12 protein-coding genes and 2 pseudogenes are annotated in these 21,316 nt (G+C 50.0%); 9 read left to right on the plus strand and 5 right to left on the minus strand.

The features are described 5' to 3' along the window. Positions 1–150: 150 nt before the first annotated feature. The 4 genes from FHL07_RS11590 to FHL07_RS11605 all read left to right on the plus strand — a co-directional run bounded on the left by FHL07_RS11590 (position 151) and on the right by FHL07_RS11605 (position 5,525). Positions 151–1,518 (plus strand): MFS transporter, encoded by a 1,368-nt coding sequence (locus FHL07_RS11590; RefSeq protein WP_095003374.1) that lies wholly within the window; start codon positions 151–153, stop codon positions 1,516–1,518. Beyond that, positions 1,515–2,399 carry an NAD(P)-dependent oxidoreductase gene (locus FHL07_RS11595; protein ID WP_138738495.1) on the plus strand — a complete coding sequence of 295 codons (885 nt, stop codon included), beginning with the start codon at positions 1,515–1,517 and terminating at the stop codon, positions 2,397–2,399. Before FHL07_RS11590 ends, FHL07_RS11595 begins: the two co-directional genes overlap by 4 nt. A 21-nt stretch (positions 2,400–2,420) precedes the next feature. Continuing rightward, positions 2,421–4,205 carry an IlvD/Edd family dehydratase gene (locus FHL07_RS11600; protein ID WP_095003372.1) on the plus strand — a complete coding sequence of 595 codons (1,785 nt, stop codon included), beginning with the start codon at positions 2,421–2,423 and terminating at the stop codon, positions 4,203–4,205. 132 nt (positions 4,206–4,337) lie between these two features. After that, positions 4,338–5,525 carry a fumarylacetoacetate hydrolase family protein gene (locus FHL07_RS11605; RefSeq protein WP_095020873.1) on the plus strand — a complete coding sequence of 396 codons (1,188 nt, stop codon included), beginning with the start codon at positions 4,338–4,340 and terminating at the stop codon, positions 5,523–5,525. 1,071 nt (positions 5,526–6,596) lie between these two features. On the opposite strand, the gene FHL07_RS11610 is transcribed toward FHL07_RS11605, so the two are convergent. Genes FHL07_RS11610 through FHL07_RS11620 form a run of 3 tightly spaced genes read right to left on the minus strand, consistent with a single transcriptional unit; the run spans position 6,597 to position 11,840 of the window. Next, positions 6,597–7,250: a hypothetical protein gene (locus FHL07_RS11610; protein WP_138738496.1), complete on the minus strand. Its 654-nt coding sequence runs from the start codon at positions 7,248–7,250 to the stop codon at positions 6,597–6,599. Beyond that, positions 7,240–10,494, minus strand: coding sequence for a hypothetical protein (locus FHL07_RS11615; RefSeq protein WP_138738497.1), 3,255 nt, complete (start codon positions 10,492–10,494; stop codon positions 7,240–7,242). Before FHL07_RS11615 ends, FHL07_RS11610 begins: the two co-directional genes overlap by 11 nt. Further along, entirely contained in the window at positions 10,491–11,840 is a 1,350-nt protein-coding gene (locus FHL07_RS11620) for a tyrosine-type recombinase/integrase (RefSeq protein ID WP_138738498.1), read from the minus strand. Before FHL07_RS11620 ends, FHL07_RS11615 begins: the two co-directional genes overlap by 4 nt. A gap of 817 nt (positions 11,841–12,657) precedes the next feature. On the opposite strand from FHL07_RS11620, the gene FHL07_RS24015 reads away from it, so the two are divergent. Next, on the plus strand, positions 12,658–13,047 hold the full coding sequence (locus tag FHL07_RS24015) for a DUF7693 family protein (RefSeq protein WP_446730759.1): 390 nt from the start codon (positions 12,658–12,660) through the stop codon (positions 13,045–13,047). Positions 13,048–13,337: 290 nt separating this feature from the next. Here the strand turns inward: FHL07_RS24015 and FHL07_RS11625 are convergent, their stop codons facing one another. Next, positions 13,338–15,935 carry an AAA family ATPase gene (locus tag FHL07_RS11625; protein WP_138738499.1) on the minus strand — a complete coding sequence of 866 codons (2,598 nt, stop codon included), beginning with the start codon at positions 15,933–15,935 and terminating at the stop codon, positions 13,338–13,340. A gap of 282 nt (positions 15,936–16,217) precedes the next feature. On the opposite strand from FHL07_RS11625, the gene FHL07_RS11630 reads away from it, so the two are divergent. From FHL07_RS11630 to FHL07_RS11645, 4 genes and pseudogenes are all read left to right on the plus strand, one after another. Further along, positions 16,218–17,771 (plus strand): AAA family ATPase, encoded by a 1,554-nt coding sequence (locus FHL07_RS11630; protein ID WP_138738500.1) that lies wholly within the window; start codon positions 16,218–16,220, stop codon positions 17,769–17,771. Continuing rightward, positions 17,768–18,646: an HNH endonuclease gene (locus tag FHL07_RS11635; RefSeq protein WP_138738501.1), complete on the plus strand. Its 879-nt coding sequence runs from the start codon at positions 17,768–17,770 to the stop codon at positions 18,644–18,646. The genes FHL07_RS11630 and FHL07_RS11635 overlap by 4 nt, the downstream gene beginning before the upstream one ends. 295 nt (positions 18,647–18,941) lie before the next feature. After that, positions 18,942–19,167 (plus strand): annotated as a pseudogene (locus FHL07_RS11640) (AbrB/MazE/SpoVT family DNA-binding domain-containing protein). Positions 19,168–19,288: 121 nt separating this feature from the next. Further along, the gene (locus tag FHL07_RS11645; RefSeq protein WP_138738502.1) at positions 19,289–20,263 is read left to right on the plus strand and encodes a hypothetical protein; all 975 of its coding nucleotides are present in this window, start codon (positions 19,289–19,291) and stop codon (positions 20,261–20,263) included. A gap of 864 nt (positions 20,264–21,127) precedes the next feature. Here FHL07_RS11645 and FHL07_RS11650 read toward each other — a convergent pair. After that, a pseudogene (locus tag FHL07_RS11650) lies at positions 21,128–21,301 on the minus strand (transposase); the annotation flags it as partial. Positions 21,302–21,316: the final 15 nt, after the last annotated feature.

The raw sequence follows: 21,316 nt of genomic DNA on the forward strand, positions 1-21,316 counted from the left end.
CGGGCTTGCTCGCGATCAAGGCGACGCGGTGCAACTGAAGCCCCGCAGCGATCCCATCGCGAGCAAGCCCGCTCCCACAAAAAGCCCTGTCTCACCCAAATGCTGCAACGCTCACGCTACTCACAACAATAAAAACTGAGGTCGTGCCACATGACTACTCCACTCACCGATGTCTCGGACATCGAACAACAGACAATCAAGCGCGTGACCAGGCGCATGATTCCTTTTCTTGTACTGCTGTTTGTGGTCGCCTTTCTGGACCGCAACAACGTCGGTTTCGCCGCACTGCGCATGAACGAAGATATCGGCATCAGCCAGACCATTTATGGCCTGGGCGCAGGTATTTTCTTCCTCGGCTATTTCATGTTCGAAGTGCCGAGCAACATTTTGCTGCACCGCTACGGCGCCCGTGTGTGGATCGCGCGGATCATGGTGACCTGGGGCATCATCGCCGGCGCCATGGGCTTCCTGCAGACACCCATCCACTTCATCTCCCTGCGCGTGCTGCTGGGTATTGCCGAAGCCGGGTTCTTCCCTGGCGTGATCTATCTGCTGTCGCTGTGGTTCCCGAGCCGCTATCGCGCACGCATGATCGCCTCGTTTTATCTGGGCGTACCCATCGCGCAAATCATCGGCGCACCGCTGTCGGTGGGCCTGATGGAGATGGGCGATGCCTGGGGCTTTGTCGGCTGGCGCCTGATGTACATCGTCGAAGCCGTACCGGCGGTGATCCTCGGTGTGGTGTGCTACTTCTACCTCACCGACCACCCGGCCGATGCCCACTGGCTGACCGACAAACAGCGCACCTGGCTGATCAACACCCTGGCCCAGGAAGAGCGCAACAAACCGCTGGTGGTGGGAGTGCAACCGACCAAGGGCCAGATGATCCGCAAGGCCCTGTGCAACCGCCAGGTATGGCTGCTGGCACTGGTGTATTTCGGCATCACCTCGGGCTCCAACGCGATGAACTTCTTCATGCCAACGGTTCTGGCATCGTTCCGCGGTACCTTCGGCCTGGAAATCGGCCTGATGCAGAACGGCCTGATCACCGCCATTCCCTATGCCGTTGCTGCTGTGGCGATGATCTGGTGGAGCCGGCGCTCTGACCGCCTGCAAGAACGTCACTGGCATGCCGGCGGTGCCGCCATGCTCGCGGCAGTGTCGATTGCCGTGGCGCTGTGGCTCAACCAGCCGTGGATCATTGTCATCGGTTTCATTCTGCTGGCGATGGGCGTGTACAGCGCGATCAACGTGTTCTGGGCAGTCCCCGGGCAAGTGCTGACCGGTGTCGGCGCGGCCGTGGGCATTGGCCTGATCAACTCCATCGGCAACCTCAGCGGTTTTATCGGCCCTTACCTGACCGGCTACCTGTTCACCGTGACCGGCAGCTACACCCCGGGGTTTCTGGTGATCGCCGCACTGGTTGGCCTGGGTGGCCTGGGCATGGTGCTGATGCCGCGCAATAAAGAATCGCAAATTGGCGCCGCACTGGCCCCTGCCACTGGAGGAAAAGCATGAACCTGCCAAGCGTAGCCTTTATCGGTACCGGGATCATGGGCCTGCCCATGGCCCGCAACCTGCTGCACGCCGGCTTCCCGGTGCGGGCCTGGAACCGCTCGCCGGGCAAGTTGCAGGCGCTGGCAACACTGGGGGCGGCGGTTGCGCCGACCCCGGCAGGAGCGGCAGACGGTGCTCAGGTGCTGATCTGCATGCTCAGCGATGGCCCAACCTGTGACGAGGTGCTGTTTGGTGAAAACGGTGCCGCCCTGGCACTGGCACCGGGGGCGCTGGTGATCGTGATGAGTTCGATCCCGGTCGACACCGCCGTTGAACAGGCGCGGTTGTGTGCCGAACGCCGCCTGCGCTACCTCGACGCCCCGGTGTCGGGGGGCGAGCGCGGAGCGCGGGAGGCCAGCCTGGCAATCATGGTTGGCGGCGAAACGGCCGCCTTTGAGCAGGGCCGCGAAGTACTGGCCGCCATGGGCCGCCCGGTGCATGTCGGCCCGGCGGGCACCGGCGAGTTGTCCAAGCTGGTCAACCAGTTGATCGTCGCCAGCACCATCGCCACCGTCGCCGAGGGCTTGCTGCTGGCCGAGCGCGGCGGCGCCGACCCGGCAAAGGTCCACGAAGCGTTGATGGGTGGTTTTGTCGACTCGCCGATCTGGCGCCAGCACGGCCAACGCATGCTGAACAACGATTTCACTCCCGGTGGCCCGGCCAAATGGCAGCTCAAGGACACCCGCACCGCCATGGCCCAAGCACAAAAACTGGGCCTGAACCTGCCCGTCGGCAGCCTGGTAGACAGCCTGTTTGCCGCCATGGTCGAGGCCGGTGACGGCGAACTCGACCACGCCGGACTGATCCGCCAGTTGCGCCGCAACAACCCATTGCCTGAATAAAATAATCAGCCGGAGCCTGCCATGACCGATTCAACCCCACGCCGCCTGCGCAGCCAGCTGTGGTTCGACGACCCAAGCCACGCCGACCTGACCGCACTGTATGTGGAACGCTACATGAACCAGGGCCTGACCCGCGCCGAACTGCAATCGGGGCGGCCGATTATCGGCATCGCCCAGACCGGCAGCGACCTGACACCCTGCAACCGCCATCACATCGAACTGGCCAAGCGGGTCAAGGACGGCATTCGCGATGCAGGTGGCATCCCGATGGAGTTTCCGGTACACCCGATTGCCGAACAGTCGCGCCGCCCCACCGCGGCCCTCGACCGCAACCTCGCCTACCTGGGCCTGGTCGAGGTGCTGCATGGTTACCCGCTGGACGGCGTAGTGCTGACCACCGGTTGCGACAAAACCACCCCGGCCTGCCTGATGGCAGCGGCCACCACCGACCTGCCTTCCATCGTGCTGTCCGGCGGGCCGATGCTCGACGGCTGGCACAAAGGCCAGCGCATTGGTTCGGGCACCGTACTGTGGCATGCGCGCAATCTGCTCAGCGCCGGCGAAATCGATTACGAAGGTTTTATGACCCTGACCACCGCATCATCGCCGTCGGTGGGTCACTGCAACACCATGGGCACTGCGCTGTCGATGAACGCCCTGGCCGAGGCACTGGGTATGTCCCTGCCCGGCTGCGCGAGCATCCCGGCACCGTACCGCGAGCGCGGGCAAATGGCCTATGCCACCGGGATGCGCATCGTCGACCTGGTGCGCGAAGACGTACGCCCCTCCCAGATCATGACCCACGCGGCCTTCGAAAACGCCATTGCCGTGGCCTCGGCGCTGGGCGCATCCACCAACTGCCCGCCACATCTGATTGCCATCGCCCGCCACAGCGGTATCGAGCTGTCACTGGAAGACTGGCAGCGCGTCGGCGAAGACGTGCCCTTGCTGGTCAACTGCATGCCCGCCGGCGAGTACCTGGGTGAAAGTTTCCACCGCGCAGGCGGTGTACCGGCGGTGATGCATGAACTGGACAAGGTCGGCCGCCTGCACCGCGACTGCCTCACGGTCAGTGGCCGCAGCATGGGTGACGTGGTTGCCGACTGCGTCACCGGCGACCGTGACGTGATCCGTTCCTACGAAGACCCGCTGATGCACCGAGCCGGTTTTATCGTACTCAGCGGCAACTTCTTCGACAGTGCCATCATGAAAATGTCAGTGGTGGGCGAAGCATTTCGCAAGACCTACCTCAGCGACCCGTTGCAACCCAACAGCTTCGAAGCGCGGGCTATTGTGTTCGAGGGCCCGGAAGACTACACGGCGCGGATCAACGACCCTTCGCTGGACATCGACGAGCGCTGCATTCTGGTGATTCGAGGCTGCGGCACCGTGGGCTTCCCCGGCAGCGGCGAGGTCGTGAACATGGCGCCACCTTCCAACCTGATCAAGGCCGGGATCGACTCCCTGCCCTGCATGGGTGATGGCCGCCAAAGCGGCACCTCGGCCAGCCCGTCAATTCTCAACATGTCCCCGGAATCTGCGGTGGGTGGCGGTCTGTCGTTACTGCGCACCGGCGATCGCCTGCGCGTCGACCTCAACGCGCGCAGCGTCAACCTGCTGGTGGACGAAAGCGTGCTCAACGAACGCCGCCAGGAACCGCTGCCACCGCTGGCCCCGTCACAAACTCCGTGGCAGGAACTCTACCGCCAACTGGTCGGCCAGCTCTCCACCGGCGGCTGCCTCGAACCGGCCACCCTGTACTGGCGCGTGATCCCGGAAAACGGCCCGCCCCGTCACTCCCACTAGACACGACAAACACATTACCTGTGGGAGCGAGCCTGCTCGCGAAGCAGACACTGCAGATGGTCAGCCAACCCGTGGTGACTTGATCGCGACCAAGCTCGCTCCCACCAAGCACTCTTTTCAAGGATCACGTATATGCAAACGCTGCAATTGACCATAGAAAACACCCTGCCCGATGACTGGCAGCGCGCCACCCTGGTCGGTCGCGTGTGGTTGCCCGGCGAACGTGGCGGCCCGGCCGTGGTGGTGATTCGTGACGGTGAAGTAATCGACTGCACGGCCCACTTCCCCACCCTGAGCCTGCTGCTCGATAGCGACAACCCGCTGCAAGCCGTGCGTGAAATCCGCGGCACCGTATTGGGCACGATGCAGGCCTTGCTGGCCAACAGCGGCGAGCAGCGCGACATGGGCAAACCCTACCTGCTGGCCCCGGCAGATCTGCAAGTGATCAAGGCGGCGGGTGTGACTTTTGCTGCCAGCATGATCGAACGGGTGATCGAGGAAAAAGCCGGAGGCGATGCCCACCGTGCCGAAGAGGTTCGTGCCCTGGTGCACGAAGTGATTGGTAATAACCTGCGCGACCTGCGCCCCGGCTCGCCAGAAGCCATGCGCCTCAAACAAGTGCTGATCGAACAGAACATGTGGTCGCAGTACCTGGAAGTGGGTATCGGCCCCGACGCCGAAATTTTCACCAAGGCACCGATCCTCGCTGCGGTGGGCAGCGGCAGCGCCATTGGCATCCACCCCGGTTCAAGCTGGAACAACCCGGAGCCGGAAGTGGTGCTGGCGGTAGACAGCCAGGGCCGAATCCACGGCGCGACCCTGGGCAACGACGTCAACCTGCGCGACTTCGAAGGTCGCAGCGCGTTACTGCTGAGCAAGGCCAAGGACAACAACGCCTCCTGTGCACTGGGGCCCTTTATTCGCCTGTTTGACGAACACTTCAACCTCGACGACGTGCGCCATTGTGAAGTGACCTTGCGTGTTGAAGGTGTCGATGGCTACGTGCTGAACGGCAAAAGCTCAATGAACCAGATCAGCCGCGACCCGGCGGACCTGGCCGAACAGACGCTCAACGCCAACCACCAGTACCCGGACGGTTTTGTCCTGTTCCTGGGTACCCTGTTCGCTCCTACCGAAGACCGCGACCAGCCGGGCCAGGGGTTTACCCATAAGGCCGATGATGTTGTAAGCATCTCGTCACCGACACTGGGAGCGTTGCACAACCGCGTGACCGGCAGCGACCAGGCGCCACAATGGGCGTTCGGGGTCAGTGCACTGATGAAGAACCTGGCGGGCCGCGGGCTGCTCGGCCAGGCCTGACTGGCTGATTGAAAGCCACAAAAAAGGCCCCGCCTGTTCAACAGTGCGGGGCCTTTGCGTATCTGGTGTCCCAGGCGGGGTTCGAACCCTTATCCGACATTCCCCGGGCGACAAGCCAAGAAAACCCTTTAAAATCAATAGACTTCAGTACGCAGTTACTGCACATTGAGGTAAAGGATACTCTATAAAATTCCTTTCAGTCCGACGACAGGGGCTCGCACAAAAACACGTTTCGTTCAATCACCCCGCCTTAGCTAGATTCTGTACGGAATGTGATGACGTTGGCATCGCTACCGGGCCATCAGAACACTCCTCAGGCCAGCTTTTTCGTAGCGACCGCATATCACCGGTTTCTTTCATCCAGCGAGCTATCTGCATGATGATTGTCGGCTCCCGGTCAGCTAACACTACGAAGACCTGGCTTGAGTACGTGCTTCGTGCTTCGTGCTGCACTGCTGACTCACCGGTTCGCACGCTGTCGCGGTCACGCAATCCCCTGCATGGCAAACTTTATCAACCAGCAATCAGGCAGAGCACCTACGACGTCGTCTGATTTTTCGAAAATACGCTCCTGACGTTAAGTCAAACTGAGTACGTGTATTATCGTCAGCCGCCCCCCCCCCGATGAAAAAAATTGAATAGGCCTCAGATTGGCATTGCAAAATAGCTTACTCAGTAATAAATCTGCCTTCCTGCGTCCCACCGCACGGTCTAGCAAGCAGATGTTTTAGATTCGCATTTTCCCTGGTGTCTGAAGAGCTCCTATCACGCACACTGCACTGCAGTGCAGATGATCTCTCGGTGGCCAGATCAATCAAGCCCTCCTGATAACACCAGACACTCAACTGCTCAATGAAGCGTTCAGCGCACCCTCGTCCCGCCAACAAAAGATCCTTTTATTGGGCGTCTGAGATTGTGATCAGAGCACGCTGAAATGTCGCGCCAGATAGATCCAGATTATCTAGACGAGGCAATGAGTCCAAACCGAAATCACTACATGGTCATCCGTCCCGCAACTCCGACAAAAACTAGTCGCGCAGCCTCCACACCATTCTTTATAATAATTTGCCTCTAGGATACCAAGTCCACACTCGACACATTGGCTAACCTAGCCTTACGCCAATTTGTGAAAGTCGCGATATCTTGTCTAGAAATTGCGACTCTACGGGCCCTAGTAACAAATAGTACATCACCTGTTTGTTCATCAAACTTAAAAAGCTCTGTACCGATCAGCATATCGAATAGAACGTCTGCTGCCCTGCCCATATCATCAACGTCAAAATTAACTGCTGCTACAGGCCACATTTTATTTTCAAAGCGCTTATTTTGATGCTCAATTCTCTTATGAGCGCGATCGAGTTTACAAGTGAGATCTGCAATATTAATATTTTTCGATACGATCATCCGCCTAACAATAGGATCCACAACAGCACTTTCCAGATCACCGGCATGCATTCTTCGTTCAATCATATAAGCGTCGAGCAGTGGACGGTATTTACCATCTGCCCTTAGGAGCGTACTGTTATCAATTGGCCGATATTTCTTTCCCTCCGCGAGAACCTGACGCTGTTCCACCGCCCTAATAGTTTGACAAATAATCTCAGCCAGCTCAGTAATTTTGGAAGCTGGAGATTTCCTTGCTCGCATTGAGTTCAATATATCTAAGGTCATATCCATCCTAGAGTTTGCCTTTTTATGTTGCCAGACGGCGTAATTACTCGACATCACTTTCTCCATCCGAACTCAATATTACAGGCGAATACTCTTCCAATGCGACAACCTGAGCCACCTCTAACCTTTTGGTAAACTCATCAATAGTTATTTTATTAACACTGAGCATTGACTTAACCTGAGCCACCACTAGAGCAGCAGGATCTGAAGTTACTGGCTTAAAAATCTCTGCAACATCTACACTACCGCCGCGCAAGCGCATCTTCAGAAAGTTATATTTAGCCCTTATTACTTCAGTTTGCAATTCAGGATATAGACTATTTTCATATAGTCTTGAGAAAATATACTGAATCGATGAGTCATCCATCTCTACTTCGCGCATGCTTTTTTTCATGAGCTGGGGCTGAATAGAAACAAGCTTATCGCTCAATGCGACATCGCGCCGATAGCACTCCACCAAATAGTCGCGACTCCATGTCCAGCCTAGAAGATCAGACACGGTTTTCTCAAGTTTTTCGTCAACCTGTTCTAACTCATAGATATTTTCTTCAGAGATAGAATCGGCGTAGGAATGTAGCTCTTCCACTTCCATAGAAAGATTGTAAATCTTGACGTCAATGGCTGGAATATTATCAATCCCTTTCACAGAAAAAATGCACAACCCACATCGCTTTTCGAGCCCCTCATCAATTATTTCTTGTGTACACTTATCCCCTTTTGTGCATATATGAGTAGAGTGATAACTCACTTTATTATCATATTTGGCACCCAAATTTCTCAATACTGATTCATTTTGATACACAGAATTATGCGACATAGTAACACAGTTGAAATCGCGCAACGCCTGAGGTACATCGGCACTTAGGGCTTTCCGAAAATTCGAGTTTGGATGAGATGCATCGAGGCGATTTCCTTTCCATATTTTTGCTATATGACTACTGATCTTTTCAGTCACCTCATTATAGTCTTCGTCTATGAGAGTGCCGTAATAGCGAACAGTGCGTACGCCTTGACCTGTTTTAAACTTTCCAACCTCGCTGTCTTTCATAACTCGCTGCCACACTTTAACGGTACTGTTGCGCGTATGGTGAGGTGTCATATCTGTGACGAGGCGTACAGGACAGTACGGAAAATGCACATTCAAAACCACAACACGATTTGGAACTACAGTCTCACCCTGACCAAATCCCCTCGGCTTGAACTCAAAGAATCTTGAGACAATACCGTGCTCCTTAAGAAAAAACTGAAACCCTACTAAAAAAAACAAATACGCTTCAGAATATACGTTATCTGTGTATGGATCTCCGTTAGGAATGGATTTCGAAAAAAGAGGAAGGTACTCCTCACGGACATTATCATGTCTATTCTCATAGCTCTTAAGCCTATTAAAAGATTGGGCCGAAACCAATCCGCGAATTTTTCTCTGATAACGCAAAGCCACAATTGTTTGACCACTGACGATGGTTTTGATTGGCCGCTTCTTCACTTTGTCTACCACAACGTGCAACCAATATGCTCTATTTAGTTCAGCCTTTCCCACCACGTACTTATCAAAGTCGGTGGACAACCATTGAACAGACTGATGCCTAAGACCGCTTTCAACGGCTGCAATAGAATGCACGACGAGATGCGGACTGAAAATAGTTTTGTTTGCTCCATCCGCCAATGGAATGCACCAACGTTTAAAAAAGCAGCGCGGCAACACGTTAACTACATATTTACGACCGGAAAAATAAAATTCGTTGCTCCACCCTAACGATAAGGCACGCTCTTCCAAGCTACCATACATAATATCTGCGTAGGCATGATTTAACACATCATCATTAAGAACTTCTAAGGCCAAAAAGACACAATAAAGATAGTTAATTGCGAGACTGTATTCGGCCCGTTTGAATGGACGCTTATCAGAATTCGGCAACCCAGCACTTTCCGGCATATCGATTTTCAATAGGAAATTCTGGAAATAACCCTTTTCATCTCTGAATTTTTTTGCCTCCATCCACTCAAACATGACTCGAAGCTGCTGCAAGGATGCATACTTCACAGTAGGTGAATCCTTTGTCATACTTTCGATAAACCCTTTAAGAGGCAACGGCGTTCCAAAATTCCTAGTGATGGGCGCGACAAATATTAAATCCAATTGAGATATATGCTCTGGATAGGAAAAACCCACTGCATCTCCAAACAAACAAAACCACTTATCCAAATACACAAACAAGTATATATTTAATAAGTTCAGACCAAGTGCACTATGGGGCACATCTTCATAAGCCTTGAGTTCCAAATACGACTTTTGCACGGCAATCCATCGCAAAAGTGCCGGAGAATTGTGAAAGTTCGAGTTACTCAAAATGGGATTCTGTAGAATTTTTGCCGGCAAGAATTGGTTTCGCACGAGGAGACGACAATAATCCACAATCTGATCATCTGACTCTGCACGTTCGATAATCGGAACAAAATTTATCGCCGTTAGCTCCCCCCTTGTCCCGGACTTATACTTAATAGGTCTTAGTGCATTAAGGGCATGATATAGTTCATCATAGCTGAAGCCCACCCGCTCTCCAAAAAAATTGCATACATAGTGAACAATCGTATGAACAGGCAATTCAGCAGTAAGCCGCTCGTTCTCATAATAATATTTTTGATGAACCGCAACTAGACTTTCTACAGTCAAGTCTTCCGGCTTAACTGCTCCAATAATCCAGAATAGCCGCGCTCCGTATTGCGCCACTCTTTCTCTAACTCGCTGATCCACTCCCTGCCAAAAAGAGGGAAGATTAACTTTATCCCTAGCAGAGACTGTGAAAGCCATTAACTCAGGATAATGAACCAAACCAAACTCAAGAAGCACGGGTGAGGCATGCTTAAACTGGTTAGCTTTGAGTAGTGGCGTCAATAGCAAACATTTATCTTTAAACAATAAAACCAATAAAAGCCAAAGCGCTCTCCTCAAGCAAACCTTTGTTGCAGGAAGATAATCAACTGCGTCTTCCATCAAGAGTTTCACCACTAAATTTTCTGGTGCTTTTAGATCACCCAACAATACGTACTCGTACGCCGCCATTACCCATGAAGCGTCATAAAATTTTTTACCACAGCGTTTAGAAAAAACAAAAAACTTTTTGAAGGTGTACGGTTTCATGGCAGGACTGGGGTTTATAGACTCATAGCTCGCTTTGATTGAGCCATAAGTTGTATCTAAAAATACGCTAACGGTTCTGATATTTTTTCGAACAGCCTCGTTAATTGTTTCGTCATCAACGAGAAATATCGGCTTATCTGTGAAGTTTACATTCATTTAATAGAGCCCATTAGAATATGTTCGTAGTAACCATTGAGCGTATAAAAATCTTCTGCAGCTTCCAAAGCGCTGGATGAATCAACGTGATTATAGATTTCCGTACTTTCAATGTTTATATGACCAACATAACTACTTGTTTTCTCAACCCCTAAACCTTTACCATTATTAGTGGGGATATCATTGCAAAGATAAGAGATATACATATGCCGAACATCATGTTGCGCCCCAACACAAACACCTATTCTCTTAAGATTTGCCTTGAATGTTCGGAGAATTGGAGACTGATCAACCAAACACATAGGCATTCCTTTTGTAGGCCCTCTACTTACGCAAAAAAGAAAATTATGAGAAATATAAAATCCATTAACATCTAAACAAGGTAATAGAGGCGATAACAATAACCTCGGGAGACTTTCCCAAAACATCGTAGCGAAAGGCTCAATCAGAGTAAGCCGTTGATTGGCTCTCCCCTTAAATCTAAGAGAATTAACTTGAGACATTGACAAGCCCATATTTAGGTAATTTTTTTTCCTATTCCGTGGATCACGAATATAGACAATCCTATTCTTCACATCGATATCAGAAATCAGCACTTGCAAAACTTCAGATACGCGCGCGCCTCCCGCGGCCAATAACGAATAATAAACCCGATCTCTGATATTGCGCGTTTGTTCTATCATCCGCACAACATCGTCTAGATGAAGCTTGAGCTCCCCGACATTTCGTGTGGATCCACCAACGAAATATTGAGGTATGAAATTCAGGGCTTTTACCCCTGCCCCACCAGCTATGCATTCCGCAAGATATGAGTTAACCCTTCTACTTCCCCACCCTTTTCTTTTGTAATCAAAATCAGACGCCTCTGGAACGTGCGAAATTAGTGTCCTACTCGATCCTGGATCTAACTGATCGAATTGTGCAACTGCAGCACTTGAGTCCACATACTTTTCGGACAGCTGAAAAAAAAGATTTAAAGCACCTCTATGAATTTTCATAGTTGCGGATGACGATATACTCCATCCTAAACGCTTAACCAAAACCTGCACGATTTCCAATTCAGACTCTCGCCCAAAACTTAACGCTTGAAAATAGAGATCCACAACGGAGTACTTACTTGAATCACCCCAATCTGATGCAACCATAACAGCCATGTATTCAACAGTAAAATCTAAGTACTTACACACGCACGGCGTGTAAGTCTTTACGGTACCAACAGGAGCATTACTAGAGAATAGTCGCCTAGCATATTCTTCTACACACTCAATTACTTCACCCGCCAGCGATTCCAAAACATCTATGCACTGGCCCGCTATTACGACTTTTTTGTATTTGAAATTCTTCATCTATACACACCTAACAGATTTTTTAAACACGAGCGCCCTACCAACCTATAATCGCAAGAAGATCTTTCAATTCCGGAATAGACTAATATAGATATACTGCCACTCTGCATATTCCGTGCGAACAACAATATTCGCATGTACGGACGTTAACCTTTTTAAACTACTACAATTATTTCAACGCACACAACGATTTCATCGAAAATTTCGCCGTGTCAATTTAAGGAAATTGAATTTTGGCGCGTCATTTTCCGTCTTATGTTAACGAGACAATCGGCAGCACGGTGTCAATATCTGCTATATAACCTGATAAATTACCACCGTCATCAACCGATATATTGGCTAACCAAAGGCTTCACGAATTAGACTTTCTGCGGCTTTCAGACTCAGCGGAACTAACATTATGCATAAAATGCCCGCCAATCTAACCCTTCAGCTGGAATGAGCTAGGGCTTATTCTACCGGAGCATTTTCCTTGGGTTTTTGAAAAGCGTTACGCATGCCTGCACAAAGCACGCCAACAGAGCATGCCTACCCAATAAATGAAAAACAGATCACTGCCTTGGTAAAATCTCAGAGCAACGGTCTGCATCCTGACTCTCCTTATCAATTACTGAGTATATTCTGAGAATTCACGGAGCATTATCTTCAAGAGTTAAGTTGTGCCTGCCAACGTCAATAACTTTATAGTCAATTCGGCTCACTACTGCACGGTGAGACAGTCTTCTGATCCATCAAGTAGGTGTGCTATGCCAGCTCGTCGAGCTCTCCGGCATCAAAACTGCTTTGTTGACAGTAAAAGCCTCTGCTCTCATATGCAGTGCTGACGGCAGTCGCACTTGGCAAACGTATCACGATGCTAAGCATCATCCCATGGAGAGAGATCTCTCACTGTCTCATGGTCTCGGAAACTGATGATTGGCTACTCACCCTTTTCAATGACTGTTACAGCCTGGAGTACTTTAAGAATTTCACGTCGGCCGATGACAGAATCGGGACATTTGAACTCTTGCAGCTCGATGGAGCCGATCCTGTCGACCTATTCAGTGTCTGGGAGGTGAACAGGTTGAACAACTGCTCGCGGCGCTCTGAATCTGCGTGCAGACTGAAAGGTGATGGTCTGGCCGCTTCAGCCATCTTGAAAGCTGGTTCCAAGACTGTAGCCATAACATCACTTTCATCACAATCGATTGCCGCCAAGTTTTTGTAGGGGTACCAGGATTTTTCCCGGTGAACGGGGTAACAGCCAATCTGCTATGCAACCACAGATATGAAAGGCCTTACCTTCACAAACCGGTCATGAAGGGTGGACTGCTTGTGGTTGATCTGGGAATGTGGGTCGAACACCGGGATAGTCCTCAGGAGCAGGCGTGACAAGTCCGGAATTTCGTTTTCATATTAGTTCCAGGCGCGAGATTTGCCTTGAGGGATCTTGGTGGCTAGCAGCAGGCCAGAATCAAAACGCTCGGCATGATTCTGACCCTTGCTCAATGACTCATATTAGCTGGCTCTAGATCCAAACTCGGTGATCCAGCGTTGCAAGGCTGTTACATCGGTTTCGAATACATCCAGTTCAAGAGCACTGCTAGGCATCTCCTCAGACTGAGCATGCTCGAACACTGAGTAGCGGGTCATGAGGTTATCTATGAAATTGCAGTCGTCATTTGTTACCTTAGCGACCTTGTGCAGCTTGCCTTGGGTATTGATTGCACGTCTGAAACGACCTACGACATCCGCCAACAGAATGTACTCTACCGTCTTCTCGACAATGATCCTGAAGTCACTGCATGCGCTCTTGGCAAGAGCCTCGTAAGCCTCGACCTCAGCCTTCTCCTGATGCTTTTTCAAGCGTGTAATCGTATTGTCGATTAATCCCCGGACAGCGCTTTCCGGTCTCAGGTCTCTAGCGCTCGCAGTGGCGACGATACCTGCAGTCTTCGCCATCCTTTGAAGTGACGTGAGGGTCGGCTTGATTGAGGGCATCCCTGGAGTCTTCGCCCATTTATTGGTAACAGCTTCTACCTGGGCTACAAGAGAAAGCCGGTGAGTGAATATGATGACTTGTCTCGTCAGTGACAATGATGCCAAGCGCTCGACGACCTTCTCTTCAAAGTCTTGGTCAAGCGACGATATCGGGTCATCGAAAATGAACGGGGCCAGCTGGTTTGAGCCTGTAGTGTCCGCAAGGAACGCGGCGAGTGCGGCGATTCTGGTTTCACCCTCGCTCAAGATGTATTCCAAGCCATGAGAGCCGTGCGCACCCACGAGATTCAAACCGAATGTGATTTTTCCTTTTCCGCCCGATTTGCTCTGTGGAGCTATTGGAATGCGGTGGCCTCCCAGGAGCTTCAACTCTTCGATGAATCGAGCTTGGTAACCAGCATCCAGCTCAGTCTTGGCCAAGTCATTTTTCTTGGTGGTCAAAGCGTTGGTGGCGGCTGAGCGTGAAGCTTTGTCTATCGCTGCAACTGCGATCAGCCTAGCCCTTTCAGTACTGATAGAGGTTTTGTTTTGTGAGAGCCATTGCTTGGCTTGGAGTCGCTGAACTAGGTCTTGCATTTTCTGGCGATGCTCATCCTTCAACAAGGCCGACAGGCTCGCCTCTTCTTCGATCAGGTTTGCAGATTTAGTCTTCGCCGCTTCGTTTATGCTCGACCAGTCGAACGGCTGCAAGGTGCCTACAGAGCTACCCAGTGCAATTTGATCAAGCCGTGCTTTCAACAGACCAAGCCAAGTGATCCCATCGGCTTCTTCAAAGCCTAGAGTGGACATATGAACAATCCAGTCGGCTTGTCCTGGAAGAATTGGCAGTCGCTTTTTGCGATCAGCAAAGCTATTTTCAGCCGTCTTGGCGGTCGTTTCGAGGCCGTCGGTCACAAACTTCTCAAACCCTGTCAGGCGGGCTTTTGCGTCCTCGCTGAGGCTTTGGTGGCAGAGCACGCAACGTGAGTCAGCTGAGACGTTAGGGAATGCCGTGTCGACGTAGGCTGTACCGGTGGAGTAGGCACGTGCTTGCTCCCACATTTTCTGCCAAGTCGCAGAGCCGACGCCCTCAAGCTCTGCTTTCCCGAAAATGGCTGCCGCCGCCTCTTCGCAGGTGCTCCTCGCTTTGACGGCGGTATTCTTCAGGTTTTCTAGTTCGCGCGCCGTTGCATCGTTCAGACCCAGCTGAAGTGTCGACATCGCTGTTTCAATACTTTTCAGTGCGGTTTTTTCTTTGTTGATGGCCAAAAGGCGACCAGCAATGTCTTTCTCTGCAAGCAAGGCCTCGCTCTCTATACGCTCCCGATCTAGCTGGTCGGTATACAGACACTCCTTATCAATACTCGCGGTAGTAGTCGCACCCTTCAGGGCATGAAGCCATTTTGCTTCGGCTGTATGATTTAGAGTTTCTGGTATGACGGGCAGCGATTTGCTGAGCAATGCTTTCTCTCTGGCAAGCTCTGCATTAACCGCGTCTGCTGTGACGATCAGCGCCGATACAAACTTCATCCGGCTGGGCTCATAACATGCCTCAGTCCTGCCCATGTACTGCTGGGCAGCCTTGCTGTCGAACACCTGTGCATGTCGTAGAGCTTTGTGGGGCCCGCTGGGAATGTCCCAGTGCACATCCGCCGGTTTGCCGTCGATTGATACCTTGAAATGAGCACGGCACGGTGTAGGTGTTGGATCGAAGACATTGCTGCGTATCTCGTCCTTGGATCGTGATCCGCAGATCTCCTTTAGCAGCCGTGCAAATCCGCTCTTACCGGTTCCATTCTGTCCGTAGATCACCGAGAGATTGCTTTTGCCAAATGGTAGGTGGGCGCCAGCCCTGATTGCGTTTAACCCATGCACATCTAGGATCTCTTCAATCCGAAGCAAAGGCCTATTGGCTACCTGCGATAAGGTGCCGGGGGTTACGGTGAGAAATTCTGGATCGGCTTCATTCCTAGCTTCGAGTTTACAAAGCTTTACCAGCGTTTTGATCTCGTCCTGGGTCAACGGTCGCTTTGAGTCGATTAGCATTCGAGCTGCCGTCTGCAGCCACTTAGGGCGCGCATTTAGCCAAGTCTCAAAATCATCAGCTACTACTGGTGCTACCTCAATCGTCGACATGGTGCGCTCATTTCAAAATGGAATCTGTGAGCGTAGGCGTAAACTGGCTTTTTGGTATTAATTGGCCATCATAATAGTTGCAAGATGTGCCTGTGAGGGCTGATGGGTGGATGCGGTCACCCAGGGGTTGTCAGCTGGTTAGCGTGCACTTGTCACGTTTTACCCAAAGCTGTCGGTGGTACCTAGGTGGCAGCCGGAATCAAGTTTTAGTCAAATCCAATGGCCTGACCTGATATTGTCACAGGCTTATCGCTGCAAAAATCTCATGATGAGGAAAGTTTGATGTTAATAAAATTTATTGTTGTGGAACATGGAAGTCGCAGTCCAGCCCAGAGTTTGAACACCATGTACCTCGTACCAAGCAATTGGGACGACTATTCGTTTAAAACTTCTTTCGAAGCAATATTATTTGATGCCCGTGGTGAACGACATGAGTTGGGAACAGTAAAATTTGGATACATCAGTCAACCCCATGGTTGGTCGCTAGATTCGATACCTAGAGCATTTAATACCTTGCCAGAAAACTGGTTCTCCTTAGGTCAGGATGTTCAGTATTACCAAGTATTAAGAGATAATTTCGATCAAGAAACTAGGAAATCACTATTACAATCTCTAAGAGATGTTGTTTGTGACAACCAGATACTTGAAGCCGCAAAAAATGAAAAAGTCTTTCAAGACTCGTTAATGAGGAGCGTAAGTTTTTCGGTTATTTATGGACAGTTCAGACGAGTATATGATGGGCTGGCCGAACTCACAGAATTTAATTTTAGCTATATTGATCCTGGTGATGAGCGAAACGCAAAAATAGAGCTTGATTTTGAGGTAACCCCCCTATCTAGGCCGTCGACCAACATTCATATTCTGATCGGACGTAACGGAGTAGGCAAAACTACGCTTTTAAATAACATCATTAATGCAATTATCTCTACACCCGGCGAAACAAGGGGAAAATTCTACACAAAGCAAACATGGGGTGGAGCGATCCCCTTAGATTTAAACTATTTTAGTAGTGTAGTATCAGTCTCTTTTAGTGCATTTGACCCATTCATTCCGCCGAGAGAACAACCAGATAGAAGCAAGGGCGTAGCATATTTTTATGTAGGAATGAAAAAACATAGATTCGGAGATACACCTATTCCGCCGAAATCAGAAGAAGACTTAGTTGGCGATTTCATAAGCAGCTTGAAGTCTTGCTTTAGTCAGGCCGGAAAGAAAAAAAGATGGAGTACAGCGATATCTAGACTTGAGTCAGACAGCAATTTTGCTGACATGGATCTAGGTAGTCTTTTGGAATTCAGCGCTGACAATTGTATTCAGCCGGCCGGCAAAAAAATGTCTTTGATGAGCTCAGGACATAAAATAGTATTGCTCACTATGACTAAGCTTGTTGACACCATCGATGAAAAGACACTCGTGCTGATGGATGAACCTGAAAGTCACTTACACCCTCCATTACTTTCTGCTTTTACAAGGGCTCTATCCGAACTATTACAGGATAGGAATGGGGTTGCTATAATTGCATCTCACTCGCCTGTAGTTGTTCAAGAAGTCCCCAGATCATGCGTCTGGAAACTGACCAGACTGCGGACTGAAGGGAGGACTGATCGTCCGGAACGGGAGACATTCGGGGAGAATGTGGGAGTTCTAACTCGCGAAATTTTCGGCTTAGAAGTTACAAAGTCCGGATTCCATGACGTTCTACGAAATGCGGTAAATGAGGGGGGAAGCTTTGAAAGTGTTATGGCCAGTTATAACGATCAGCTAGGTGTAGAGGCTCAGGCTGTATTGCGTACGCTCATCGCCACCCGTGACTCAAATGGCGAAAACTTCTCATGAAGCGACTCACAAGACTAGAGATTGAATCGTCAATTGTTTACGACGCATGTGTCAGCGACATCAACGATCAGCATCTCGCGAATAAATTCATAGCGGCGCGCGAAGATATTTTAAATTTTTTCTCAGACTACGATCAGCACGCCACAAATAATACTCTTTTCTCATTTCCACGGTGCCTTAGAGGCAACGATGATCAGCTTGTAGTTGGAGGTCTAACGAAAGGAGAGCTTGTTGATCTTTACTCTTCTCAGTTAGCGAGAAAAAAAAGCACCACCCGCAAATTTTATGATCAAGTAATGATGCTTGCTCCATCAGGAAAGTGCCCTTTTTGCTCATGCGCACCTGCGGAGACACTTGACCATTTTATGTCGAAATCCATTTATCCAGCATTCTCCGTTTTACTTTTAAACCTTACACCTGCATGCTTTAGCTGTAATAAAGGCAAGGGATTTGCTGCAATAAACTCAGACGATCAAGTCCTACACCCTTACTACGAACCAGACCTTATTGAAACAACACCTTGGCTTTATGCTGAGTTAATTGAAACAGTTCCTGCATCTGTTAGATTCAAGGCTATTCCGCCTGCCGACTGGCCTCCCGACCTAGCGGTAAGACTTGTGAATTATTTTCGCGATTTTAAAATAGCTTGGAGATTCGGAATTGAGGCTGCGTCCGAACTTTCCAGTCAGGCAGCATATTTGATAGATATCCAGTCCCCTCAGGAACGGCACAACCATTTGGACAGGGTAGCTCGTGTGGAGCGGCGGGACAGCAAAAACTCTTGGAAGGCCGCGTTATTTGAGGCCTTAGCACAAAGCGAGTGGTTCCAAAATGAAGGATGTGTTTTGCATAGCAGAGGGCACGAGGCAATTTAGGTTGCGAGGTAACTTCTCGCCGCTGGGGCTTCGCTAATAAGCTCCCAGACGAAAGCCAGAAAAAACGGGGGATTGACAGTGCAGTTCAATTCCGTCTCTGCCACCATTACTTCTAAACCCCTGAACTCCTTATGGCTTCAGGGGCTTTCTATTTTTGGGCGCCGCAGCTGTTTGTAAGCACACTCTCTATTGAGTACTTGGAGCGTGAACAGCCCGATCGTTTGCTCGCTGCGTTCTGCAGTCTGTACGCAAAAGCACGTTACCATTGCCGACTCCAAAGCGATGGAGACCACACGTGAGAAAGCCACCTATGAAAATCATAATCGAAGAATGGGACGGCGACGGCGACATTCGAATTTCCGATGAGGCGCTGCAGGAACTGTCGGTGACGCCGTATACCTGATCGAGAAGTTTGTCGGCAACACCCGCTGCCTTGTCCTATCGCCCCCCCCCAAAAAATCGCGAATCGAATAGACGAGCTTTCCGAAGCTTGGAATAGAGAGCTGCATCGTAGCACCTAGGAGAAGGAAGGTGGGGGTTAGACGAGCCTCCCCGGCAGTCTGCCTCTGCAGACCATCTTGACACTATCCAATTAAAGATTTAGTAATAGCATTTCAATATTACGACCCGAATGAAAGCACAATGGACTACGATACCGAGCTAGAACTTATATTCCACAGACTTGATGGACTTTCGTTTCAAAGATTTTTTAATGAGCTTATGACATATGGTGTGAATGGGTTCTGCCCCGTCCGACAAAAAATGGATGGCGGAAATGACGGATTCGTGCAGAAAACAGGTACTTTTTATCAAGTTTATGCTCCAGAATCTGTAAATAGCGCAAGCACCAAAATTGCCATATCAAAACTTGCTGATGACTTTGACAAGCTAGCCAAAAACTGGCACTACAGAACCCACCTTAACGAATATATATTTGTAATCAACGAAAAATTCAAAGGCGCCGACAGTAAATTAATAGAGCGAATAATAAAACTTGGAATCGATAGGAAAATTAATACTAAAATATTTACCGCAATAAACCTTCAAGAAATCTTCTATACTTTACCACTAGAAAAGCAGGGCCGGTTGATTGCCAAACACTCTATCAGCAGGGCCAGTAAATCAGCCATAAAAATCGCCGCTGATATTATTTCGTCTCAGCTTACAATCGACCGCTGGAAATTGATTGACCAGCAAGTTTCATTTTTCGCCATAAACGTTACAGACCTTGACCTTCTATCAAATATAAGATCATCACTATTCTCCATAAACTTCGACAAGAATGAAATGGATTTAATCGGGGAGTTGATGGAAGATATTAACTCTTTCGTTAACCTGTTTTACTCAAATATAAGCACAGAGCAAAATGGGGAAAGAGTTTGGGATGCCTCTTGGAAAAAAACCTGGCCAAACCCAAATGCAAGTTTCCACAACGAAGAACTACGGAAATGGGAGGAAAACATACGTAATGCCTCACACAAACTTTGCGCAACTCTAAATAAGTTCGCAAATCATGTCAGACAGAACCACTTACCGGACTTTTTAGATTACAGGAACTACACCATCCTAAGATTGACCGACGCACTGACCGACGAATATATCGAATATCAACCTTAGACTAAAAAACTGGTGGATGCCCTGCTCCTCGTATCAAATCCCATCGGTGCTGCCAGTTGGACATCTGCGAGCACTTCATCGACATCAGAGTTGGGAAATTCAGCTTGGTGCGCAGGGGGTAGCCAGCCAAAAACATAGTTCGAGCCGAAACAACCACTAGGTCAGATTTGCCAGAACAGTATTTCATCAACAGAACTCGGCTGGACGAGAATGAAGAACATATCGATTCAGTGAGTGTTCCGAAAGACGGCTCCCGCGAGCACTACCTCACTGCCAGAGGGTATATCGCGCTTTTCATCAAATTAGGCACTTCATTCAACACGCGTTAATACTACGAAAGAAATAGACAGGAGCCGCCGTTGGGGGGCTTCCGCTATAAGTCTCTTCTTGCAAACATACCGTATGGAGCGATTCTTCGAACCCGAAGAAGGTCTAACGTAGCACGCTTCTCTTTAGACCCGCGCTACAGGCTTCCGCTGGCATTCATTTTCTCTAGGGCTTATTTCTGAGCCAAATGCAGGAACTGGAGTTACCTTTTGGCCCGCTCCCAACATCGATAAAATCAGAAAATCTCATCATCTTCGTCTACCGCAGCGTACTCTGCCAAGTCGACATCGAATACTTTGTCGAGCCGTAAAAGGGTACGTTCGATTGATTCTTCCCCAGCGTCGATGCAGCCCGACGAATCAGTAAAAATGACGATCGCCTTATCACCTATCTTGGAGCTTGGATAGATCATTCCATCAATTTGGTGATCATCGTCGGTGCGGTATACGTGCCTAAAATACTGGGTAACCACCTGAGTTAGGACTTAGTCTGTAGTGGGATTTCGAGGCAAATCATTGCATGGGGTATATCTGGTCGCTACGCCGATGACGGTAATGCCACGGGGATAAAGGCAGGTTGCAGGACGGCACTTTTCTGCGATTGCAGCCGAATCCACTTATGGACGAGGTTCGCGTTGAGGTAGTGGTTCAGCGCGACGCTGGCAATCGAAGCGCCGAGCTGGGCACACTCTTGAATGAGTTGGGCCTTGAAGGATTTGGAGTAAAC

Origin of the sequence: Pseudomonas sp. FSL W7-0098, from assembly GCF_005930585.1 — a bacterium.
GTDB classification, from domain to species: domain Bacteria; phylum Pseudomonadota; class Gammaproteobacteria; order Pseudomonadales; family Pseudomonadaceae; genus Aquipseudomonas; species Aquipseudomonas bubulae.

Bases quoted from the DNA above. Each gene is read 5' to 3' on its own strand.
- FHL07_RS11595 (WP_138738495.1), top strand. From the start codon at position 1,515: ATGAACCTGCCAAGCGTAGCCTTTATCGGTACCGGGATCATGGGCCTG.
- FHL07_RS11620 (WP_138738498.1), bottom strand. From the start codon at position 11,840: ATGAAGAATTTCAAATACAAAAAAGTCGTAATAGCGGGCCAGTGCATA.
- FHL07_RS11625 (WP_138738499.1), bottom strand. From the start codon at position 15,935: ATGTCGACGATTGAGGTAGCACCAGTAGTAGCTGATGATTTTGAGACT.
- FHL07_RS11645 (WP_138738502.1), top strand. From the start codon at position 19,289: ATGGACTACGATACCGAGCTAGAACTTATATTCCACAGACTTGATGGA.
- FHL07_RS11630 (WP_138738500.1), top strand. From the start codon at position 16,218: ATGTTAATAAAATTTATTGTTGTGGAACATGGAAGTCGCAGTCCAGCC.
- FHL07_RS11605 (WP_095020873.1), top strand. From the start codon at position 4,338: ATGCAAACGCTGCAATTGACCATAGAAAACACCCTGCCCGATGACTGG.
- FHL07_RS11635 (WP_138738501.1), top strand. From the start codon at position 17,768: ATGAAGCGACTCACAAGACTAGAGATTGAATCGTCAATTGTTTACGAC.
- FHL07_RS11610 (WP_138738496.1), bottom strand. From the start codon at position 7,250: ATGTCGAGTAATTACGCCGTCTGGCAACATAAAAAGGCAAACTCTAGG.
- FHL07_RS11600 (WP_095003372.1), top strand. From the start codon at position 2,421: ATGACCGATTCAACCCCACGCCGCCTGCGCAGCCAGCTGTGGTTCGAC.
- FHL07_RS11615 (WP_138738497.1), bottom strand. From the start codon at position 10,494: ATGAATGTAAACTTCACAGATAAGCCGATATTTCTCGTTGATGACGAA.
- FHL07_RS11590 (WP_095003374.1), top strand. From the start codon at position 151: ATGACTACTCCACTCACCGATGTCTCGGACATCGAACAACAGACAATC.